This is a genomic window from Citrobacter sp. Cpo015, assembly GCF_030333035.1.
Classification (GTDB): Bacteria; Pseudomonadota; Gammaproteobacteria; order Enterobacterales; family Enterobacteriaceae; genus Citrobacter; species Citrobacter portucalensis.
In genome coordinates this window covers 938345-957349 of the sequence record NZ_JAOWGS010000019.1, presented here as the reverse complement: position 1 = coordinate 957349, position 19005 = coordinate 938345, and the positions used below count along the sequence as shown (strand labels likewise).

The window sequence follows — 19005 nt, the reverse complement described above, 5'->3', positions numbered from 1 at the left end:
CTGAAATGATTCATAAAAATATCTGATAATACAAAAAGCGCCGACGATTGCGACGCTTGCATCGAGATGCCCAGTTAAGCCCGCTGCCATCTCGCTGACTCAAGAGCGTTACTTAAGCGAAATTTATGTGTTCGCGACTGGAGATCAATCACCTGGTTTTTCAGGATACCCGAGGAATCAGAAAGCTCATCAACCATAATGGCATTACTTTGGGTTACATTCTCCAGTTCGGCCAGTGCATGAGTAATTCTGATAATTCCTTTCTCCTGCTCCTGTGTAGTGGTTAATATCTCGCCCATCAGTTGGTTTAATTGACCGGCACCACCGACAATATCATGCATATTTTTTTCTGCTTCACGCACAATAGCTGCACCTTGCTGAACATTTTGATGGGTTTGCGCAATCAGCTGCTTAATATTCTTAGCAGCATCCGCACTTCGGTGTGCAAGCATTCTGACCTCACCGGCCACCACGGAAAAACCTTTGCCATGTTCACCGGCCCTCGCCGCTTCCACGGCAGCATTCAATGCCAGAATATTTGTCTGGAATGCGATACCATCAATTAGCGTAATTATTTCCGTCATCTGCTGTGCACATTCGGTGATTGAACGCATATTTGTCGCAACCTGCACCATTAATTCGCCACCCTGAATGGCGCATTGCGTGGCAACTGTTGCCTGGACGCTGGCGATTTGCGTGTTGTCAGCATTATTTCGCGTATTAACGGCTATTTCATCCATATTAGCAGCCGTCTGCATCAATGCTCCGGATTGTTGTTCCGTTTTCACTGAAAGCTCGGCGCTGCGTTCCGCAAGCTGTTCAGAGAGCGCCATCGCCGTTTGTGAGGATGTTCGGATCTCATTAACGAGTGTTGAAATATTACTCGATAAACTATTGATGCCCGGTATTAGTCTACCTGCACAATTATTACCAAACTCTGGAATACTGATCGCCAGATTCCCAGACGTCACTTCCTCAATGCTCCTTTTTACCGTATTGATCGGCATGACCAGGTATTTCGTCATATACCACCATAAGCATAATATAGAAATAACGCTTACCACATTTGTACCAATTATAATTTCCGGCGCGGCCGAGAAAATCATCTCAACAATATTGAGAGCAACTGCCGAAATGAGCAGAAATAAAATAATAAAGGTTCTGACGCTAATATCATTTAACATTTTAGTCCTGTGCACTAAGAAATTATGTAGATATTATTTTTTATAGCACCTGCAATGCAGGATGCCATTGCTCTGCGACGAAAGCTGAACTTTCAATGAGAACCTGCAATCCTTTTACTTAAGGCAAGAAATTACACCCTTTATTCCTGTTAGCTCAGTGTTTTATTCCATCAAATGGCTGTGATGGCGCCAGTCATCAGGTTATTGTGATGACAAGCACATGGAGAGCATAAAACACACAGAACTATAAATTTGGTGAATGTTTATATAAGTAATGGCTCGTTATTTTCACTATCTTCCTGTTCCCTCTAATACCAGTGTAAAAACATAAGAACATTCCCGGTTTTATCATGTTAACTGGACAAAACCTGCTAGATTTATTACCACGGCTTTTTTTCGATAGGTAGTATGATGTTGAACGTGTCGTGGGACCCTGTATTGATTGGGATTTCCTTTGTTGTCGCGTTTATTGCCTCTTTTATTGCTCTCGATAGTGCGGGCAAGGTGGCAATCTCCAATCGACGTGAATCAACCTTCTGGCGCCTGTCTGGCGGGGCTACGCTAGGGATGGGGATATGGTCAATGCATTTTATCGGTATGCTGGCCATGAAAATGAGTATGCCGATCAATTACCATTTTTCGCTCACGGCATTTTCTTTCTTTATTGCGCTCATTTCTGCAACTCTCGCCATTAATATCGCCATTTCCGGTAATACGCTTTCAACAAAACGATTAGTCGTAGCCACAGGAATATTAAGCGCCGGTGTCGTCACCATGCACTACGTTGGCATGTATGCCATCATTGAGCATGTTGCCATCCTATGGAGTCATTCGCTGATACTGCTCTCAGTGATGATTGCCATCGTTGCATCTGGTGTAGGTTTGTGGCTGGCGTTTCATTTACGCCAAAATACCCGTCGAGCCCTGATCAATCGGCTTGTCGCCGCCCTTATTATGGCGCTGGCGATTGCCTCTATGCATTACACCGGGATGGGAGCGGCAACATTCACCCATTTTGGACACACGGTACACAATGGACTCAGCACACTGGAACTCTCTGTCTGGGTCTGCGCCGTCACGCTGGTTATTTTGGGTATCATGCTGGTGGTGTCGATGGTGGATTCGCAACTGCGTACCTCCCGACTGGCAGACAACTTACATCAACTTAACTGCCAGCTTGAGCATCAGGTCCACTTCGACGCACTTACTGGACTTGCCAATCGCACACAGATAGATGCCTGCTTACAGGCCTGTCTGCAGCATTCCAAACTGCATCAGCATCAATTTGCTCTGGTATTCATCGATCTCGATCGCTTCAAAGTCGTTAACGATACCTGGGGACATCACATCGGCGATCAGTTGCTGATCGCCAGTACGCAGCGAATCTACAGCTGCCTTGATGACACCATGACGCTGGCGAGGCTGGGGGGAGATGAGTTTATTCTTCTGGTTCCTGACTGTAATAAAGAGGATATCACCGCTCTGCTGACCCGGATTGCGGCTGCGATTGGTGATCCTTTCACGCTGTTTGGGTACACCATTCGGGTTTCGTTAAGTGCGGGAAGCAGTATTTATCCTGAACATGGTTCCACGTTGCATGAGTTAAAAGTAAAGGCTGATATGGCGATGTATCATGTCAAACAGGCTGGCAGAAACGGTTGGGCTATTTATAGCCCGGAAATGGAAGCTATCGCCGATACACCGCCGACATTTCTACAGGAACTGTCACAAGCACTGGAACACGATCAATTTGAGCTTTGGTACCAACCCAAATACACCGCCGGGGATCATTCCCTGACCGGTTTTGAAGCGTTATTACGCTGGCATCACCCGGAACGCGGCATGCTGTTACCCGCAGAGTTTCTGCCTGCGCTGGAAGAGACAGGCCTTATCATTCCGGTCGGGAAATGGGTTATCCAGCAGGCATGCCAGCAGTTACATCAATGGAAGTTACAAGGCCATGCGGAATGGACCCTCGCCGTTAATCTTTCCCCTTCCCAGTTTGAACAACATGACATCGTTGATGTGGTTTGCAGCGCCCTTGCACAATATCAACTATCACCTGCATATCTCACGCTGGAATTGACTGAAAGTACAGCACTTAAAAATTTAAAACGTAGCGCTGAAGTCTTAAATGCATTTTCAGCTTTAGGGATCACCGTTTCTATTGATGATTTCGGTACCGGTTATTCAAATATATTGATGTTGAAGTCTCTTCCGGCACGGGAATTAAAAATTGACAGAGTATTTGTTAAAGATATTAGCGAGAACAGCAAAAATACAAAGATTGTGTCTACTATTATTGACATAGCCCACTCCATGAATATGCAAGTGGTGGCTGAAGGAATAGAGACCCAGGAGCAGGAAATACTCCTGACCCAGATGGGATGTGGTGTGCTGCAAGGTTTCTTGTTTGCAAAACCGTTGCCTGCGCATCAGATCCATGAATTGATTCCAACGGAAAGCAACATTAAGCAGCAGCGAATCGTACAGTCTTTGTCTCCTCAACAATCAATAACATTATGAGACTGTAATATAAAAAACAGATGCCATTAAACGGGCAACACAGCAGATAAAGATAACGGGATTATCGATGAGCACAACCGAGCTGCATTCACTGGATTTATTAACCCTGCCGGTGTGGATTGTTTCGCCGCATACCGAAGAACTGGTGTTCGCTAATACCGTTGCACGGGAACTGATGCAGGCCCCCTGCTTTTCTCTACTCCGCAAGGGCATATTTTCAACTCATGCCCAGAATGATTTAACCATGTATCTCAGCGATTTGAGAAATCATCACGACATTGTAGAAATCCTTACAGTTTGCCGCGAAGGTGAAGACGTCGCGATGGCCAGCCGCCTGTCCATCCGCTCTCTGCCGGAATCAGGTGACGTTATTCTTTTCGAAGGCATTGAAACACCGACTTCGCAAGGTCTGAAAGCGAGCCGTTCAGCGAATTATCAGCGAAAAAAACAGGGATTTTACGCGCGTTTTTTCCAGACTAACTCGGCCCCAATGTTGCTTATCGATCCGTCCCGTGATGGGCTTATCGTTGATGCAAATCTCAGTGCGCTAAATTTTTATGGCTATAGCCATGATACGATGTGCCAGAAACATACATGGGAAATCAATACGCTGGGCCGTCATATACTCCCGGTGATGCATGAAATCGCCCATCTTCCCGGTGGCCATAAGCCTTTGCATTTTGTGCATAAACTGGCAGACGGCACATCCCGGCACGTACAAACCTACGCCGGGCCAATCGAAATCTACGGCAATAAGCTCATGCTGTGCATTATTCATGATATTACCGAGCAAAAGCGGCTGGAACAGGAGCTTGAGCGTGCGGCCCTACGTGACGCCTTAACGGGATTGCTTAACCGCCGACATTTTTATCAGGTAACCGAGCCGGAACAAACCCACGCGATGTCACTAACACAGGATTACAGCCTGCTGTTGATCGACACCGATCGCTTTAAAAGCATTAACGATCTTTTTGGTCATTTAAAAGGTGATGAGGTACTTTGCGCTCTGGCCCGCACACTTGAATCCTGTGCAAGAAAGGACGATCTGATTTTTCGCTGGGGAGGTGAAGAATTTGTGCTGCTGCTGCCGCGAACCTCGTTAGATATTGCCCTCAATCTCGCAGAAGTGATACGGGCGACAGTGGCCAAAGTTACTCTCCCTGGCCTTCCCCGCTTTACCGTCAGCATTGGCGTAGCTCGGCACGAAACAAATGAAAGCATCGATGAGTTATTCAAACGCGTTGACGACGCGTTGTACAAAGCCAAGAACGAAGGCAGGAACAGAGTGCTGGCCGCCTGATGTTTACGTCGTTCAGCGACTGCGTTTAGCGTGACGCTCCCAGTTGTCCTGTTTTGCCTGTGCGGTTTTACGCAATGCCACATAACATGCCCCGCTGCCGCCGTGATGCGGCAGTGCGGCGCAGTATGCTTGCACGTCGTCAAATTCCGTCAACCAGCGCGCCACGTAGCTGCGAACAATATTGGCATGGGAGTTATCGTCACGTCCCTTGCCGTGTATCACCAGCACGTTACGCAACCTTTCCTGCTGCGCCTGCAGAATAAAGCTAAAGAGCATCTGGCGACATGTTTCAACAGGTTGGCGAATAAGATTAAGGCTCGCCTGCTGCGGGTATTTTCCGTTTCGCAGCTTGTCGGTCACGCCGTTCTGTAAACCTTCGCGACGAAACTCGAGCGGCACATTCAACGGGACAATATCGAGAAATCCCGTCGAGAGAAAATTATCCAGTTGTAGCGTATCGATACGCGCCGGAGTGCGAAGATTGCGCATGGGCTGCCAGTGCACATCGGCATGGTTTTTCAGCGGTTGAACATCCCCCATTGCGTCAAGAAACAGCGATGCATCATCAAGGTTCATGTTTCATCCTCCAGCGTATTGCGACGGGCATTATCATAACCGCGCACTATTATACCGACAACTATACCGGTAACGGTTTACGGTTATTTCCAATAATTAACCGGATCCTCCGCGCTGAACCGATCTACTCACGACAAGTTGATATCCGTTTTTAGGGGTATAGCTGCGACGGTCACTGGCGTGATAATGTGTAGGCTCGCCTGAATGCTGTAATGAGAGAAACGGATGCTTAACTTACTGGAAGACACCATCGACACGCCGCTGGGCCCGCTGTGGGTTATTTGTGATGAGCAATTTCGCCTGCGCGCAGTGGAATGGGATCAGCACAGCGATCGCATGGAACAATTGCTTGATATTCATTACCGTACAGAAGGTTATCAGCGCATTACCGCCAAAAATCCTGGTGGATTAAGCGACAAACTCTCTGAGTATTTTGCCGGAAACCTCAGCATCATTGACACGCTGGAAACGGCAACCGCTGGGACGCCTTTCCAGCGTGAAGTCTGGCAAGCATTACGCACTATCCCCTGCGGGCAGGTCATGCATTATGGTCAGTTGGCCGAACAGTTGGGGCGCCCCGGCGCTGCAAGAGCCGTCGGCGCTGCTAATGGCTCCAATCCAGTAAGCATTGTGGTTCCCTGTCATCGTGTCATTGGACGTAACGGCACCATGACCGGATATGCCGGCGGTGTACAACGAAAAGAGTGGTTATTGCGCCACGAAGGTTATTTGCTACTCTAGATTCCAGGCAATTAATGCCTTATTCATCACACTTCCGCATAATGCGACCCCAAATTAAGTGTGGTTAATCAAGCAGATACAAACATTCGCTCCAGTTATGCCTGAATTATTCTCTATTGGGAGTAGCTCAGGCTTACGTGCTCACCAAAAAGATGTTAAAATTGACAAATATCAATTACGGCTTGAGCAGACCTATGATCCCGGAAAAGCGAATTATACGGCGCATTCAGTCTGGCGGTTGTGCTATCCATTGCCAGGATTGCAGCATCAGCCAGCTTTGCATCCCGTTCACACTTAACGAGCATGAGCTTGACCAGCTCGATAACATCATCGAGCGCAAAAAGCCTATCCAAAAAGGGCAGACGCTCTTTAAAGCAGGTGATGAGCTTAAATCACTCTACGCTATCCGCTCCGGAACGATAAAAAGCTATACCATTACCGAACAAGGCGATGAGCAAATTACCGGTTTCCATCTGGCGGGTGACCTGGTAGGTTTTGACGCCATTGGCAGCGGCCATCACCCGAGCTTTGCTCAGGCGTTGGAAACCTCAATGGTATGCGAAATTCCTTTCGAAACCCTTGATGACCTGTCCGGTAAGATGCCGAACCTGCGTCAGCAGATGATGCGTCTGATGAGTGGCGAAATCAAAGGCGACCAGGATATGATCCTGTTGCTGTCGAAGAAAAACGCTGAAGAGCGCCTGGCGGCCTTTATCTACAATCTGTCTCGTCGCTTCGCCCAGCGTGGGTTCTCGCCTCGTGAATTCCGCCTGACCATGACCCGTGGCGACATTGGTAACTACCTCGGTCTGACGGTTGAAACCATCAGCCGCCTGTTGGGTCGTTTCCAGAAAAGCGGCATGCTGGCGGTGAAAGGCAAATATATCACTATTGAGAACAGCGACGCGCTGGCAGTTCTTGCCGGCCACACGCGTAACGTTGCGTAATCTTTCCGCAAGCCTCTCTGTTATCCTTCTGTCAAATCGCTAAATTTTCCCGATTTATTGATCTGGCAGGAGGTTATTCCCTGTTTCAAACCACATTATTGGGTTACTCTTTTAGTTACAAACTGCGATGACAGTTGTAAGGAGACCCTGTATGGCTATGTATAAAAATATGCTGGTCGTCATCGACCCTAACCAGGACGATCAACCAGCATTACGGCGAGCTGTTTATTTGCATCAACGGATTGGTGGCAAAATTAAAGCCTTTTTGCCGATCTATGACTTTTCCTATGAAATGACTACCCTGCTGTCGCCTGATGAGCGTACGGCAATGCGTCAGGGGGTCATCAGCCAGCGAACTGCATGGATACGTGAACAAGCGAAATACTACATCGAAGCAGGGATCCCTCTGGAGATTAAAGTGGTCTGGCATAACCGACCCTTTGAAGCCATCATCCAGGAAGTCATCAGCGCCAGGCATGACCTGGTCCTCAAGATGGCGCACCAACACGACCGCCTCGAAGCCGTAATATTTACGCCAACCGACTGGCATTTATTGCGTAAATGTCCAAGTCCGGTATGGATGGTGAAAGACCAGCCATGGCCTGAAGGGGGTAAAGCACTGGTTGCCGTAAACCTCGCCAGTGAAGAGGCTTATCACAACGCGCTCAATGAAAAACTGGTTAAAGAGACGCTACAGCTTGCAGAACAGGTTAACCATACCGAAGTGCATCTGGTTGGCGCCTACCCTGTCACACCAATCAACATCGCGATTGAACTGCCTGAATTTGATCCCAGCGTTTATAACGACGCAATCCGTGGACAGCATCTGCTGGCCATGAAGGCGCTACGCCAAAAATTCAGTATTGATGAGAAAGTGACACACGTTGAAAAAGGCTTACCTGAAGAGGTCATTCCTGATTTAGCCGAGCACTTGCAGGCGGGTATTGTGGTATTGGGGACCGTCGGACGTACCGGTATTTCTGCTGCGTTTCTTGGTAACACCGCGGAACAGGTTATCGATCATCTACGCTGTGACCTGCTGGTCATCAAGCCGGATGAATATCAGACGCCAGTTGAACTGGACGACGAAGAAGACGATTAACCACACAATGAAATGCCGGATGGCGATATCATCCGGCATTTTAAACGCCTAGTGTTGCTCCTCACCGCCGAGGAAATAGATACCAAGCGGGATAGCCAACAGAATCGTAAACACCATGCTGTAGACACAAATCATTGCAGATTGAATGGCGTACATTGAAGCGGTCCAGTCGGATAGCGGAATGTCATACTGTTCAATAACGCCACCTATCGTCGCTCGCGTCACGACCGACGCTGCGATAATAAACACTCCAAGCAGGCACAACAGAAACTTCCGTCCCTTCGCTGTTTTCAGCTTAGCCATGATCATAGTACTGTCCTTTTGCAAATGAAAAACCTTGTTACTTTGCGCTAACAATACCATGACATCAACTGACTGTCTGCTACATAAACCGCATACAGGGTTGACGTCAGCGTTATTTCGCTGAAAATAGCGCTGATTGCATTATTTATCTCTCCTTTTGATTAATGATCTGACCGCCTTAACTGAGTAAAATATCTGGGGATTAGGATGTCAGATGATATTTAGCTAACACGGAGTTGCCAGGAAGAATCATGATCGCTGAACTGTTTATGAATAATGCGTTTAATTTGACGGTAATTCTTAGCTGCTGTGCCGCGCTGGTCCTGATGAGCGTCTGGTATCATCGTGGAGAGCGTCGCTGCAAAGGATTCATATTTCATGCCGCACAATTTTTTGTCTATGCCATTATCATTGGGACGTTTGGCAGCATTGCTAATAACGTTATCGAAAGTTACAGCCTGAAATTTATCTCCCCCAGCGTGGTCGACTTTATCTGCACCTCGTTGATTGCGTTGATCCTGACCATCAAACTTTTTCTGGTGATTAATCAGTTTGAAAAGACGCAGATTAATAAAGGCAGAGATATCACCAGCGCGAGGATCCTGTCGCGTATCATCAAGATTACCATCGTGGTTGCCATCATTTTACTGTATGGCGAACACTTCGGTATGAGCTTATCCGGTCTGTTAACCTTTGGCGGTATTGGCGGTATCGCAGTGGGTATGGCGGGGAAAGATATTCTGAGCAACTTTTTCTCAGGCATTATGCTCTATTTCGACAGACCGTTTAGCATAGGCGATTGGATCCGCTCCCCGGACCGCAATATTGAAGGCACGGTAGCAGAAATTGGCTGGCGAATGACTAAAATAAACACCTTCGACCATCGTCCGTTGTATGTGCCAAACTCGATTTTCTCCTCCATCAGCGTAGAAAACCCAGGGCGCATGACCAACCGGCGAATTAAAACGGTGATCGGGTTACGATATGAGGATGCCGATAAAGTCGGTGCCGTTGTCGAGTCGGTCAGAGAAATGCTGCAAAACCATCCTGGAATAGACCAGAAACAAACTCTGTTGGTCTATTTTAATGAATTTGCCGATTCATCGTTGAATATCATGGTGTATTGCTTCACGAAAACCACCGTCTGGAAGGAATGGCTCGCGGTACAGCAAGACGTTTATTTAAAGATTATCACGATAGTCCAGGCAAACGGCGCCGACTTTGCGTTCCCCAGCCAGACGCTGTATATGGATAATCCTGAAGCATCGCCATCGACACACTAACAAAAGAAAAGACGCGGAAATCCGCGTCTTTTTTGTACTTATTTCAATGAGGCAATATCAATTACGAAGCGGTATTTCACATCGCTTTTCAACATCCGCTGCCAGGCACGATTAATATCCTGAATATCGATCACTTCGACATCGGCGGTAATACCATGCTGACCGCAAAAATCCATCATCTCCTGCGTTTCGGCAATGCCGCCGATAACTGAACCCGCCACAGACCTACGCCCAAGGATCAGGGGAACCGTATTCAAAAACGGATCCAACGCACCAAGATAACCAACCAGCACCAGCGTACCGCTTAGCTCCAGGGTTGGGATATAAGGGTTCAGGTCATGAACGTAGGGCACAGTATCGATAATCAGATCAAACTGATTCGCTGTCGCTTTCATCTGTTCACTGTCAGTGGAAAGCACAACGTGACTGGCACCCAAACGTCTGGCATCAGCTTCTTTGCCCGGTGAACGCGTAAACAGCGTAACTTCCGCGCCCAGCGCATTTGCAAGTTTGATTGCCATATGCCCGAGTCCACCCAGACCGACAACCGCGACTTTACTGCCCTCGCCTACCTGCCAGTGGCGCAGAGGCGACCATGTTGTGATCCCGGCGCAAAGCAGCGGCGCCGCACCGCGTAAATCGATCCCTTCAGGGACCTTCACCACAAACTTTTCGGTAACGACAATTTTGTCAGAATAGCCGCCGAAAGTAGGCAGACCGTCATGACGGTCGATATCGTTATACGTTAGCGTGTTACCTTCTTCGCAATACTGCTCTAGCCCCTGCTCGCAGGCGCTACAGTGTTGACACGAATCAACCATGCAGCCGACCCCTGCGAGATCGCCCACTTTGAATTTTGTTACCGACTTACCAACATGCACCACGCGGCCAATGATCTCATGCCCTGGTACCATCGGATATTTAGCACCGCCCCAATCGTTGTAGGCGTTGTGAATATCCGAGTGGCATACACCGCTGTATAAAATATCGATAACCACATCATCTTCACGCGGATCGCGACGAACAAAATTATGGGGGACTAAATCTTCTTTCACCGCCAGAGCAGCATAACCCTTCACATTCATGACCATTGAGATCTCCTCAGGGATTAGGTGTTACCAGAACCAGCATAGTTCAGGGCAGCAGGTTGTACTCAGCGTCGCTAACCGGTTCCAGCCATTCGTTCGACGCGCCAGGGGCCGGGATTTCCACGGCGATATGGGCAAACCAACTATCACGCGCGGCGCCGTGCCAGTGTTTCATTCCCGCCGGAATGTGCACGACATCGCCGGTTTTCAGCTCACGTGCCGGTTTATTCCACTCCTGATACCAGCCTCTGCCACCGGTCACCAGCAATATTTGTCCACCCTCATGATGAACATGCCAGAAGTTACGACAACCCGGTTCAAATGCGACATTGCCAATTACCACGCCTTCCATGGAGAGCATGGTCAGATAGCTGTCGCCAGTGAAATACTTCGCATACGCTTCATTTTTCTCTCCACGTGGAAAGACGCTGTTACCATCAAATTGTTCGTTCATAGTGACTCCAGTATGGATAATGTCCGCGGTGTTCATACCAGACATTCATCAAGAACCGTACGGGCATTTTCCCCAATCCCGGCTCCACAGTGCTGTTCGAGTATCGTAATAAACTCACTGAGTTGCTCAGGGAGGATCCCGATGTTAAGGCATATCGCAAAATGGCTTTTCAACTGGCTGTTAACGCCGCCCAGAACGGCCAGCGCCGAAACGGTCACCCATTCACGGTCCTGCCAGTCAAGTACATCTCGCTGAAAAATATCGCCAAACAGATGTGCTTTAAGCCAGACATCAATAGCGGGTGCAAAGTCAAACAGCGGACCGCTTACAGGCTGTCCAACCAGTTGCGTCTGAGTTAGGCTCCCAGCCTGAACACTGTTCCAGTCTGCAGGTGGCGGCGTGGCCGTTCTACCTTCGTCGTCTGAAAGCCCTTTCTCGCTTCGACTTTTCACCACCGACATAAAGCAGGACAGACCGTTCAGGCTGCGAGGGAAACCGCAGTATGCGTAGAGCTGTAGCAGGATCTCTTTTACTTCATTGAGCGTGAGTCCCGCATCCAGTCCGGCGTTGAGCGCGACGTCCAACTTTTCCATCTGTCCTGTGGCAGTGAATGCCGCAATGGGGATGATTGCCTGTTGTCTGGCATCCAGTTGGTATTGCATATTCGACTCTCCAAAACGGTGGCAACATTGCACCACCGGGGGCTGAAAACAGTAAAATTATAGAGACTCGACGTGTCGGTGATTAGAGAGGAAAAGAAGGACAAACTTATGAGCTGTGCTCATCAATAATGAGCAGCAGGTACTCTTTATTTGCAGGTAATTGATTGAAGACTTACGCCACAATCTCGATTAAATTGCCGTCAGGATCTTTTATCACCGCTTCGTAATAACCATCGCCAGTAGTGCGCGGACCTGAGACTAATATCCCCTGTTCCTGCGCTTGCATTGCAATGGCATCAACATTTTCATTGCCGCCAACAGAAATGGCGAGGTGTACCCATCCGCAACGATTATTGTCAGGTTGCTGCCCGATAAGACCCGGTTTGGTCATTAACTCAATCGCAATTTCCTCGCCAATTTTGACAAAATAAGATTCAAACCCAGGATTGGTTTTACTGCGGTATTTCTCGTTGATCTTGCCGTCAAAAAACGAGACCCAGAAGCGAGCTTGCTGCTCGAGATCCTGTGTCCATAACGCCATATGCGCAATCTTCATAGCGAACCTCTTCCCGTTGTATCCAGAATAGTACGGCCCCTGTAAGGGATGTTGACATCGTTAATCATAATGCACGATCATGCACTCTATTGCTCGATGTTTATTTCACCTGGAGTATCTATGCTCGATTACGCCGCATTCCCGGAACAGCGCCAGGCGCTTATCTTTCAGATCCTGCAAGAAAACGGCAGAGTCATTTGTTCTGAACTTGCTAACCGATTAGGTGTTTCTGAACACACAATTCGTCGTGATTTGCATGAATTGAGCAAAGATGGCGTGTGTAAAAAAGTCTATGGTGGCGCGGTCATTACACTCCCTGAATCCGAAGACATCGACGTGCGCAAGAGTATTAATGTAGCCAAAAAGAGCAACATCGCGCAGAGATGTGCCCGACTGGTCAAATCTGGAAGCTGTATTTTTATCGACACGGGTAGCACCAATCTGGCGATGGCAGAAGCTCTGCCCGCCGAACTGGCGTTAACCGTGGTGACAAATTCACCGGAGATTGCCGCCGTTTTGCTAAAAAAACCGCTGTTTGAAGTCATTATGCTGGGTGGCGTGGTGCAGAGATCTTCAGGTGGGTGCGTGGGAGCTTCTGCCATCGCACAAGTGCAGGACATTTTATTCGATCAGGGATTTATTGGCGGCTGCGCGATGTCGCCTGAATCCGGCTTAACGGGATTTGATTATGCGGATTGTGAATTCAAAAAAGCGGTGATTAAACAATGTAATGAAACTATCGTCGCGCTAACGGCTGAAAAAATCCCAGCCGTCGCCCGATATGTCGTTACCGAAAGCAGCAATATCGATGTGATTGTTGTAGAGGACAACATCAGCAAAGAGTACGCCACAGAGTTCCAGGCGCACGACATTCGAATTTATACCGTCTAACCGCGGTAGACTCGCTGAAAATTTACTGTGCTAAACGTCGCTCCTGGCGTCAGCGCGGTGATCGCTGACAGATAATCCAGACGGATTTTTTGCTGGTTTTCAGATTGCCCCACGACCAGAAATTCTTCTTTTTCCACGGTGGTACACGTCGTCAGCGCTTTAGCATCAAAACATGTGCCATCCGTTAGTTCAATGCGCAACCAATAGTGGTACATGCAGGCGATTTCCAGATAATCATGAAGATCGCAATCTATCGGGTGATACTCTTCGGTCGTTTTCATCATGCTACCTTCCCCAACGTCTTGTATATTCGGGAAATCGCCAACGCAACTTCCCGAACTATCTAGCTATTTCAACGCTTCAATGGGAGCGCCGAAATTAATATGCAGCACATTGCCGTCAATCACCAGCGCCGGAACAGATTTCACGCCAGCCACTTCAGCCTCAGCAACCCGATCAGGTTGCTCTCCCAGATGAACCACATCGATTTCAACATCTGCAGACAAATGCTGCAGAAGTGTCTGTTCTGCGGAAACACAAACCGGGCAACCTGCATGATAGAAACGAGCTTTAGTCATGATACATCTCCTTTAAATTATAGTATCGATTCGATACTATAATTCATGCTACGCTGCTTTTATCCTTTGTCAATATAGTTTTTAATCGATACTATATGCCGAGGAGGATTTGTTATGCCCGACATGTCACTTTTCGACGTACTTGACCGGCTTTCCAGCCTGACAAGGATGTGGTTTCGCCAGCATCCTTTACTGGCGGATCTCCAGCCAGTGCAACTTAGCGCGTTAATGTATCTGGCCCGTTGCAACCGTTATTCCAATACGCCGCTTGGCGTGACAGACTACCTTGGGCTCACCAAAGGTACCGTGTCACAATCGCTGAAGCTTTTGGAAAACAAAGGGTTGATTGTTCGCAAGCCGGATGACCGTGATAAACGTAGCGTCCATCTACACTTAAGTGAGTCGGCCAATACCTTACTGGACGCCCTGCTCCCGCCAACGTTTTTAGTGGAGGGTGAATCGGCAATGGGTGAACGGGCGATCGTGCTCAGAGAGCTGCTGTTAGAACTGTTACGCGGGATCCAGAGGACCAACAATGTGCCTGGCTTTGGTCTTTGCCATAGCTGTCGGTTCCACCAAAAAATTGATGGTCAGGGATTTTGTAATCTGACGAAAGAGAGATTGAGTGAAGAAGATTCATTGCTGATTTGCCGGGAGCATCAGCCGCCGGAAACATAAAATGGCTGGTGCAAAATCACACCAGCCATTATCTCTGTTAGTGCTTAACGATATACATTGTGCGGCTGTATGCGACATCTTCAGGGTTAGTAATCGGATACCCTTTCAGCCACGGTTTAATTAAACGCCCGTTGGTATACTGATAAATCGGTGCAATAGGTGCCTGTTCCATCAGAATTTTCTCCGCGGCGTTATAATCGGCATTGCGCGCTTTCTCTGTATTCTCCAGAGTTGCCTGGGTCAACACTTTGTCGTACGCCGGATCATTAAAGCGGGAGATATTGCCCGTATGGGTCGATGTTAATAGCGACAAGAACGTAGATGGTTCATTGTAGTCACCCACCCATGAGGCGCGGATCACATCAAAATTACCGGTATTACGGCTGTCGATATACGTTTTCCATTCCTGGTTCTGCAGTTTCACGTCAACACCGAGGTTCTTCTTCCACATAGAAGCCACTGCGATAGCAATCTTCTGATGATTTTCTGAGGTGTTGTACAGCAGCGTCAGTTTAAGCGGTTTCTGTGGGCCATAGCCCGCCGCACGCAGCAGCGTTTTTGCCTGCGCGTTCAGTTCTTCCTGACTCATTTGCTCAAACGGTGAAGGTTCCGGCACAAATCCTGCCGTTACATCCGGCGTAAAATGCCATGCCGGTTTCTCACCGGTACCCAAAACTTTCTCTGCCATCAGACGACGATCGATAGTCATGCTGAGCGCCAGACGCACGCGCGAATCGGCGGTCGGTCCCTTCTGGGTATTGAAAGCATAATAATAAGTACCAAGTTGCGGCGGGGTGTAAACCTGACCCGGGATATCCTTCAACAGTTTCTGGTACATATTTTTCGGGAAGGATTCCGTGATATCAATATCACCCGCAAGATAGCGCTTGGTCGCAGCTGATTCCTGGTTGATCGGCAGGAAGGTGACTTTTTGCAGCACCGTTTTGGCGTTGTCCCAATAATGCGTGTTCGGCACCACTTCCAGTTTTTCGTTCACGACGCGATCTTTGAGCACATAGGCGCCGTTACCAATAAGATTGCCTGGTTTTGTCCACTCTTTGCCGCTCTCAACGTTAGCTTTTTGTACCGGATAGAATGCAAAACTCGCTGTCAGATTGGCAAACCAGGGCAGCGGTTTATCCAGTTGAACTTTCAATGTCCGTGCATCGACAGCACTAACGCCAAGTTTATCAGGCGTGGCTTTGCCATCGATAATAGCCTGAGCATTATTAATTCCCGCCAGCGCCGCAAACCAGGCAAACGGCGACAGCGTTTTTGGATCAACCAGACGCTGCCAGCTATAGACAAAATCCTGCGCCGTTACCGGCGTACCATCGGCCCATTGCGCATTGTCACGCAGCGTAAACGTCCAGATGCGGTTATCGTTACTCTTCCACTGGGTAGCGACGCCAGGCACGATCTCACCCTTCTCATTCTGGTTGACCAGCCCTTCAAATAGATCACGAATAACCTGTATTTCAGGTAGCCCTACAGCTTTTGCCGGATCAAGCGATGCCGGTTCGTCTTTTATATGACGCACCAGTTCTTGTTTCTCTGCCAGTACCGTTCCGCTGGGAACATCAGCAGCCCAGGATAAAGAAATGCTGCTAACCAACAACGCACAACAGGTTACTGAAACAGAATGCTGCATAAGATACCCTCAATTCCGGCTACTAAGTGAATGTGTAATTATTTGTATCGCCAGCAGGAAATGCAATTAACTTCCGACAAGAAAGTGATATTACACCTGAAAAGATAAGTGTGTGAAAACGATTTGATTATCCATACATTTTGCACAACACTGCGAGTAACAATCCAAGCATTCAGAGATGACTATGACCGTTACCCGTCCCCGTGCCGAGCGCGGCGCATTCCCACCAGGAACCGAACATTACGGACGTTCATTGTTAGGCGCACCGCTAATCTGGTTTCCTGCACTGGCAGCCGATCGTGAAAGCGGTCTGATACTGGCGGGAACGCACGGCGACGAAAACTCCTCGGTCGTTACCCTTTCCTGCGCATTGCGTACGCTTAACCCTTCTCTGCGTCGCCACCATGTAGTGCTGGCCGTAAACCCTGACGGTTGCCAGCTTGGACTGCGCGCAAATGCGAACGGCGTCGATCTGAACCGTAACTTTCCCGCCGCAAACTGGAAAGCGGGCGAAACGGTGTACCGCTGGAACAGTAGCGCAGAAGAGCGTGATGTGGTGTTGTTGACCGGCGAAAGTCCGGGTTCAGAACCAGAAACCCAGGCGTTGTGTCAGCTTATTCACCGAATTCATCCCGCCTGGGTAGTCTCTTTTCACGATCCACTGGCCTGTATTGAAGATCCCAGAAGCAGCGAGCTGGGTTCGTGGCTGGCACAGTCGTTTGAATTGCCTCTGGTCACCAGCGTAGGTTATGAAACGCCCGGCTCTTTTGGGAGCTGGTGCGCAGACCTGAATTTACACTGCATAACCGCCGAATTTCCGCCCATTTCATCGGATGAAGCGAGCGAAAAATACCTGCTGGCCATGTCCAATCTGCTGCGCTGGCACCCTAGAGATGGAGCTGCCCGGTCGTAAAATGCAGGGCTGGCTCCGCATCGCTGGCAAGCCAGGTAGGGCCATCAAGATCTGCAAAGTTAACCTGCGGCGTAAGCGGTAACGCCGCACCGATAGCCCGGGAGGTACACAGCATGCAGCCCAGCATCAGCGCAAATCCCTGCTCGCGGGCTTCCGTTGCCAGCGCCAGTGCCTCCGTCAGACCGCCTGTTTTGTCCAGTTTGATATTGACCATTTCATAGCGTCCGTGCAGCGCTTTCAGGCTACTGCGAGTGTGGCAACTTTCATCTGCGCAGATGGGCAGCGGATGCACAAAATTCTCCAGCGCGGCATCATCCTGAGCCGGCAGCGGCTGCTCCAGCATTGCCACCCCTAAATCAGCCAACAGCTGACAGCGTGCCGCAAGGCCTTCTGCCCGCCAGGATTCATTGGCGTCGACAATAATCGTAGCGTCAGGAACAGCCGCACGAATGGCAACCATCCGCTCACTAATCAAGCGAGCATCCAGTTTAACTTTCAGCAGTTTCGCGCCATTTCCCCACAGCGCAGCCGCGCTCGCGGCCATTTGTTCCGGCGAGCCAATCACCACTGTTTGCGCCGTCGTCACCACTTCCGCCAGTTCACTTCCCACCAATTCCGCCAGCGACTTCTGCTGTTGACGCGCACTCAGATCCCACAACGCGCAGTCTACGGCATTTCGCGCAGCCCCTGCTGGCAGCAGCTTTTGCAGCTCTTCTCGCGTAAGTCCGTTTTCCAGCTGTGGCGCAATGCTCATAATTTGCGCCAGGACAGAGGCATCGCTTTCACCGTAGCGTGGGTACGGTGTGCACTCGCCAATACCTGTGACGCCATTTTCTGTCAATTCGACGACAACCACATGCGCTTCGGTCCTGCTCCCACGGGCGATGACAAAGGGAGTGTGCAGCGGCCAGGCTTCCTCATATACCTTAACTGTTCTCATTTGTTTTCCTTAATGCAGTCCCTGAAGCGGATATCCGCAAATAGCGTTTGCCGTGTTAACTGTTGATGGCATAAACTAGCCTCGACGTTAACTATATGTAAACAGGAAGATAACCATGTCACAAACCGTTCATTTCCAGGGCAACCCGGTTGCAGTTGCCGGCTCCATTCCTCAGGCTGGAAGCAAAGCTCAGGCTTTTACCCTTGTGGCTAAAGACCTGTCTGACGTTACGCTGGGCCAGTTTGCAGGCAAGCGCAAAGTGCTGAATATTTTCCCAAGCATCGATACTGGCGTTTGCGCGGCATCGGTACGTAAGTTTAACCAACTGGCGACAGAAATCGACAATACCGTCGTACTGTGTATTTCGGCCGACCTGCCATTCGCCCACTCTCGTTTTTGTGGCGCGGAAGGTCTGAGCAACGTTATCACGCTGTCCACCCTGCGCAACGCAGAATTCCTGAAAAACTACGGTGTTGAAATCGCTGAAGGCCCGCTGAAAGGTCTGGCCGCACGTGCCGTAGTTGTTATCGATGAAAATGACAACGTCGTCTTCAGCCAACTGGTCAATGAAATCACCAACGAACCAGACTACACAGCGGCGCTGGACGTACTGAAAGCGTAAAAGCTGCGTT

At 49.1% G+C, this 19005-nt stretch carries 21 protein-coding genes; 10 read left to right on the top strand and 11 right to left on the bottom strand.

Annotation, left to right across the window (positions count from 1 at the left end; all coding sequences use genetic code 11):
- Positions 1 to 74: 74 nt before the first annotated feature.
- Positions 75 to 1184, bottom strand: coding sequence for a methyl-accepting chemotaxis protein (locus tag OGY67_RS04700; RefSeq protein WP_032943572.1), 1110 nt, complete (start codon positions 1182 to 1184; stop codon positions 75 to 77).
- Positions 1185 to 1595: 411 nt separating this feature from the next.
- Between OGY67_RS04700 and OGY67_RS04695 the strand changes: the two genes are divergently transcribed.
- Complete coding sequence (locus OGY67_RS04695; RefSeq protein ID WP_111465508.1) at positions 1596 to 3710, top strand: putative bifunctional diguanylate cyclase/phosphodiesterase; 2115 nt, start codon at positions 1596 to 1598, stop codon at positions 3708 to 3710.
- A gap of 67 nt (positions 3711 to 3777) precedes the next feature.
- The gene (locus OGY67_RS04690) at positions 3778 to 5010 is read left to right on the top strand and encodes a GGDEF domain-containing protein (RefSeq protein ID WP_008784893.1); all 1233 of its coding nucleotides are present in this window, start codon (positions 3778 to 3780) and stop codon (positions 5008 to 5010) included.
- Positions 5011 to 5022: 12 nt separating this feature from the next.
- On the opposite strand, the gene smrA is transcribed toward OGY67_RS04690, so the two are convergent.
- A complete protein-coding gene (gene smrA / locus OGY67_RS04685; RefSeq protein WP_234691981.1) occupies positions 5023 to 5586 on the bottom strand; it encodes a DNA endonuclease SmrA in 564 nt (187 codons plus the stop codon).
- Between the two features lie 225 nt (positions 5587 to 5811).
- Here smrA and ogt point away from each other — a divergent pair, with 225 nt between their 5' ends.
- From ogt to uspE, 3 genes are all read left to right on the top strand, one after another.
- Positions 5812 to 6327: a methylated-DNA--[protein]-cysteine S-methyltransferase gene (ogt, locus tag OGY67_RS04680; protein WP_008784895.1), complete on the top strand. Its 516-nt coding sequence runs from the start codon at positions 5812 to 5814 to the stop codon at positions 6325 to 6327.
- A gap of 194 nt (positions 6328 to 6521) precedes the next feature.
- Complete coding sequence (fnr, locus tag OGY67_RS04675) at positions 6522 to 7274, top strand: fumarate/nitrate reduction transcriptional regulator Fnr (RefSeq protein WP_003020397.1); 753 nt, start codon at positions 6522 to 6524, stop codon at positions 7272 to 7274.
- A 151-nt stretch (positions 7275 to 7425) separates the two neighbouring features.
- Positions 7426 to 8376 carry a universal stress protein UspE gene (gene uspE / locus OGY67_RS04670; RefSeq protein ID WP_003833229.1) on the top strand — a complete coding sequence of 317 codons (951 nt, stop codon included), beginning with the start codon at positions 7426 to 7428 and terminating at the stop codon, positions 8374 to 8376.
- A gap of 48 nt (positions 8377 to 8424) precedes the next feature.
- Here uspE and OGY67_RS04665 read toward each other — a convergent pair whose 3' ends face one another.
- Positions 8425 to 8685, bottom strand: coding sequence for a DUF2534 family protein (locus OGY67_RS04665; protein ID WP_003020403.1), 261 nt, complete (start codon positions 8683 to 8685; stop codon positions 8425 to 8427).
- Between the two features lie 245 nt (positions 8686 to 8930).
- Between OGY67_RS04665 and OGY67_RS04660 the strand changes: the two genes are divergently transcribed.
- On the top strand, positions 8931 to 9962 hold the full coding sequence (locus tag OGY67_RS04660) for a mechanosensitive ion channel family protein (RefSeq protein ID WP_003843943.1): 1032 nt from the start codon (positions 8931 to 8933) through the stop codon (positions 9960 to 9962).
- Between the two features lie 38 nt (positions 9963 to 10000).
- Here the strand turns inward: OGY67_RS04660 and OGY67_RS04655 are convergent, their stop codons facing one another.
- The 4 genes from OGY67_RS04655 to OGY67_RS04640 all read right to left on the bottom strand — a co-directional run bounded on the left by OGY67_RS04655 (position 10001) and on the right by OGY67_RS04640 (position 12722).
- A complete protein-coding gene (locus tag OGY67_RS04655) occupies positions 10001 to 11053 on the bottom strand; it encodes an NAD(P)-dependent alcohol dehydrogenase (RefSeq protein ID WP_286573571.1) in 1053 nt (350 codons plus the stop codon).
- A gap of 43 nt (positions 11054 to 11096) precedes the next feature.
- Positions 11097 to 11504, bottom strand: a complete 408-nt coding sequence (locus tag OGY67_RS04650) for a cupin domain-containing protein (RefSeq protein WP_020996378.1) — start codon at positions 11502 to 11504, stop codon at positions 11097 to 11099.
- A gap of 32 nt (positions 11505 to 11536) precedes the next feature.
- Positions 11537 to 12166 (bottom strand): carboxymuconolactone decarboxylase family protein, encoded by a 630-nt coding sequence (locus OGY67_RS04645; RefSeq protein ID WP_020996377.1) that lies wholly within the window; start codon positions 12164 to 12166, stop codon positions 11537 to 11539.
- Positions 12167 to 12338: 172 nt separating this feature from the next.
- Entirely contained in the window at positions 12339 to 12722 is a 384-nt protein-coding gene (locus OGY67_RS04640) for a VOC family protein (RefSeq protein ID WP_008784902.1), read from the bottom strand.
- A 120-nt stretch (positions 12723 to 12842) separates the two neighbouring features.
- Here OGY67_RS04640 and OGY67_RS04635 point away from each other — a divergent pair, with 120 nt between their 5' ends.
- Positions 12843 to 13613, top strand: a complete 771-nt coding sequence (locus tag OGY67_RS04635) for a DeoR/GlpR family DNA-binding transcription regulator (RefSeq protein WP_234691982.1) — start codon at positions 12843 to 12845, stop codon at positions 13611 to 13613.
- Here OGY67_RS04635 and OGY67_RS04630 read toward each other — a convergent pair.
- Both OGY67_RS04630 and OGY67_RS04625 read right to left on the bottom strand, forming a co-directional pair.
- Positions 13610 to 13894, bottom strand: coding sequence for a Rho-binding antiterminator (locus OGY67_RS04630; protein WP_032943584.1), 285 nt, complete (start codon positions 13892 to 13894; stop codon positions 13610 to 13612). The genes OGY67_RS04635 and OGY67_RS04630 overlap by 4 nt on opposite strands.
- A gap of 66 nt (positions 13895 to 13960) precedes the next feature.
- The gene (locus tag OGY67_RS04625) at positions 13961 to 14191 is read right to left on the bottom strand and encodes a glutaredoxin family protein (RefSeq protein WP_008784905.1); all 231 of its coding nucleotides are present in this window, start codon (positions 14189 to 14191) and stop codon (positions 13961 to 13963) included.
- A 114-nt stretch (positions 14192 to 14305) separates the two neighbouring features.
- Here OGY67_RS04625 and OGY67_RS04620 point away from each other — a divergent pair, with 114 nt between their 5' ends.
- Entirely contained in the window at positions 14306 to 14869 is a 564-nt protein-coding gene (locus OGY67_RS04620; RefSeq protein WP_008784906.1) for a MarR family winged helix-turn-helix transcriptional regulator, read from the top strand.
- Positions 14870 to 14906: 37 nt separating this feature from the next.
- Here the strand turns inward: OGY67_RS04620 and mppA are convergent, their stop codons facing one another.
- A complete protein-coding gene (mppA, locus tag OGY67_RS04615; protein ID WP_008784907.1) occupies positions 14907 to 16520 on the bottom strand; it encodes a murein tripeptide ABC transporter substrate-binding protein MppA in 1614 nt (537 codons plus the stop codon).
- Between the two features lie 184 nt (positions 16521 to 16704).
- Between mppA and mpaA the strand changes: the two genes are divergently transcribed.
- Positions 16705 to 17433 carry a murein tripeptide amidase MpaA gene (mpaA, locus tag OGY67_RS04610; RefSeq protein ID WP_060682138.1) on the top strand — a complete coding sequence of 243 codons (729 nt, stop codon included), beginning with the start codon at positions 16705 to 16707 and terminating at the stop codon, positions 17431 to 17433.
- Here mpaA and ycjG read toward each other — a convergent pair.
- On the bottom strand, positions 17408 to 18373 hold the full coding sequence (gene ycjG, locus OGY67_RS04605) for an L-Ala-D/L-Glu epimerase (RefSeq protein ID WP_008784909.1): 966 nt from the start codon (positions 18371 to 18373) through the stop codon (positions 17408 to 17410). The genes mpaA and ycjG overlap by 26 nt on opposite strands.
- A 115-nt stretch (positions 18374 to 18488) precedes the next feature.
- Between ycjG and tpx the strand changes: the two genes are divergently transcribed.
- A complete protein-coding gene (tpx, locus tag OGY67_RS04600) occupies positions 18489 to 18995 on the top strand; it encodes a thiol peroxidase (protein ID WP_003020437.1) in 507 nt (168 codons plus the stop codon).
- The last annotated feature ends 10 nt before the right edge of the window (positions 18996 to 19005 follow it).

Coding starts and splice junctions, on each gene's coding strand:
- OGY67_RS04630 (WP_032943584.1), bottom strand. CDS start 13,894: ATGAAAACGACCGAAGAGTATCACCCGATAGATTGCGATCTTCATGAT.
- OGY67_RS04650 (WP_020996378.1), bottom strand. CDS start 11,504: ATGAACGAACAATTTGATGGTAACAGCGTCTTTCCACGTGGAGAGAAA.
- OGY67_RS04620 (WP_008784906.1), top strand. CDS start 14,306: ATGCCCGACATGTCACTTTTCGACGTACTTGACCGGCTTTCCAGCCTG.
- OGY67_RS04690 (WP_008784893.1), top strand. CDS start 3,778: ATGAGCACAACCGAGCTGCATTCACTGGATTTATTAACCCTGCCGGTG.
- fnr (WP_003020397.1), top strand. CDS start 6,522: ATGATCCCGGAAAAGCGAATTATACGGCGCATTCAGTCTGGCGGTTGT.
- OGY67_RS04635 (WP_234691982.1), top strand. CDS start 12,843: ATGCTCGATTACGCCGCATTCCCGGAACAGCGCCAGGCGCTTATCTTT.
- ogt (WP_008784895.1), top strand. CDS start 5,812: ATGCTTAACTTACTGGAAGACACCATCGACACGCCGCTGGGCCCGCTG.
- tpx (WP_003020437.1), top strand. CDS start 18,489: ATGTCACAAACCGTTCATTTCCAGGGCAACCCGGTTGCAGTTGCCGGC.
- OGY67_RS04655 (WP_286573571.1), bottom strand. CDS start 11,053: ATGGTCATGAATGTGAAGGGTTATGCTGCTCTGGCGGTGAAAGAAGAT.
- uspE (WP_003833229.1), top strand. CDS start 7,426: ATGGCTATGTATAAAAATATGCTGGTCGTCATCGACCCTAACCAGGAC.
- OGY67_RS04625 (WP_008784905.1), bottom strand. CDS start 14,191: ATGACTAAAGCTCGTTTCTATCATGCAGGTTGCCCGGTTTGTGTTTCC.
- ycjG (WP_008784909.1), bottom strand. CDS start 18,373: ATGAGAACAGTTAAGGTATATGAGGAAGCCTGGCCGCTGCACACTCCC.
- OGY67_RS04695 (WP_111465508.1), top strand. CDS start 1,596: ATGTTGAACGTGTCGTGGGACCCTGTATTGATTGGGATTTCCTTTGTT.
- OGY67_RS04700 (WP_032943572.1), bottom strand. CDS start 1,184: ATGTTAAATGATATTAGCGTCAGAACCTTTATTATTTTATTTCTGCTC.
- OGY67_RS04665 (WP_003020403.1), bottom strand. CDS start 8,685: ATGATCATGGCTAAGCTGAAAACAGCGAAGGGACGGAAGTTTCTGTTG.
- OGY67_RS04640 (WP_008784902.1), bottom strand. CDS start 12,722: ATGAAGATTGCGCATATGGCGTTATGGACACAGGATCTCGAGCAGCAA.
- OGY67_RS04660 (WP_003843943.1), top strand. CDS start 8,931: ATGATCGCTGAACTGTTTATGAATAATGCGTTTAATTTGACGGTAATT.
- mppA (WP_008784907.1), bottom strand. CDS start 16,520: ATGCAGCATTCTGTTTCAGTAACCTGTTGTGCGTTGTTGGTTAGCAGC.
- mpaA (WP_060682138.1), top strand. CDS start 16,705: ATGACCGTTACCCGTCCCCGTGCCGAGCGCGGCGCATTCCCACCAGGA.
- OGY67_RS04645 (WP_020996377.1), bottom strand. CDS start 12,166: ATGCAATACCAACTGGATGCCAGACAACAGGCAATCATCCCCATTGCG.
- smrA (WP_234691981.1), bottom strand. CDS start 5,586: ATGAACCTTGATGATGCATCGCTGTTTCTTGACGCAATGGGGGATGTT.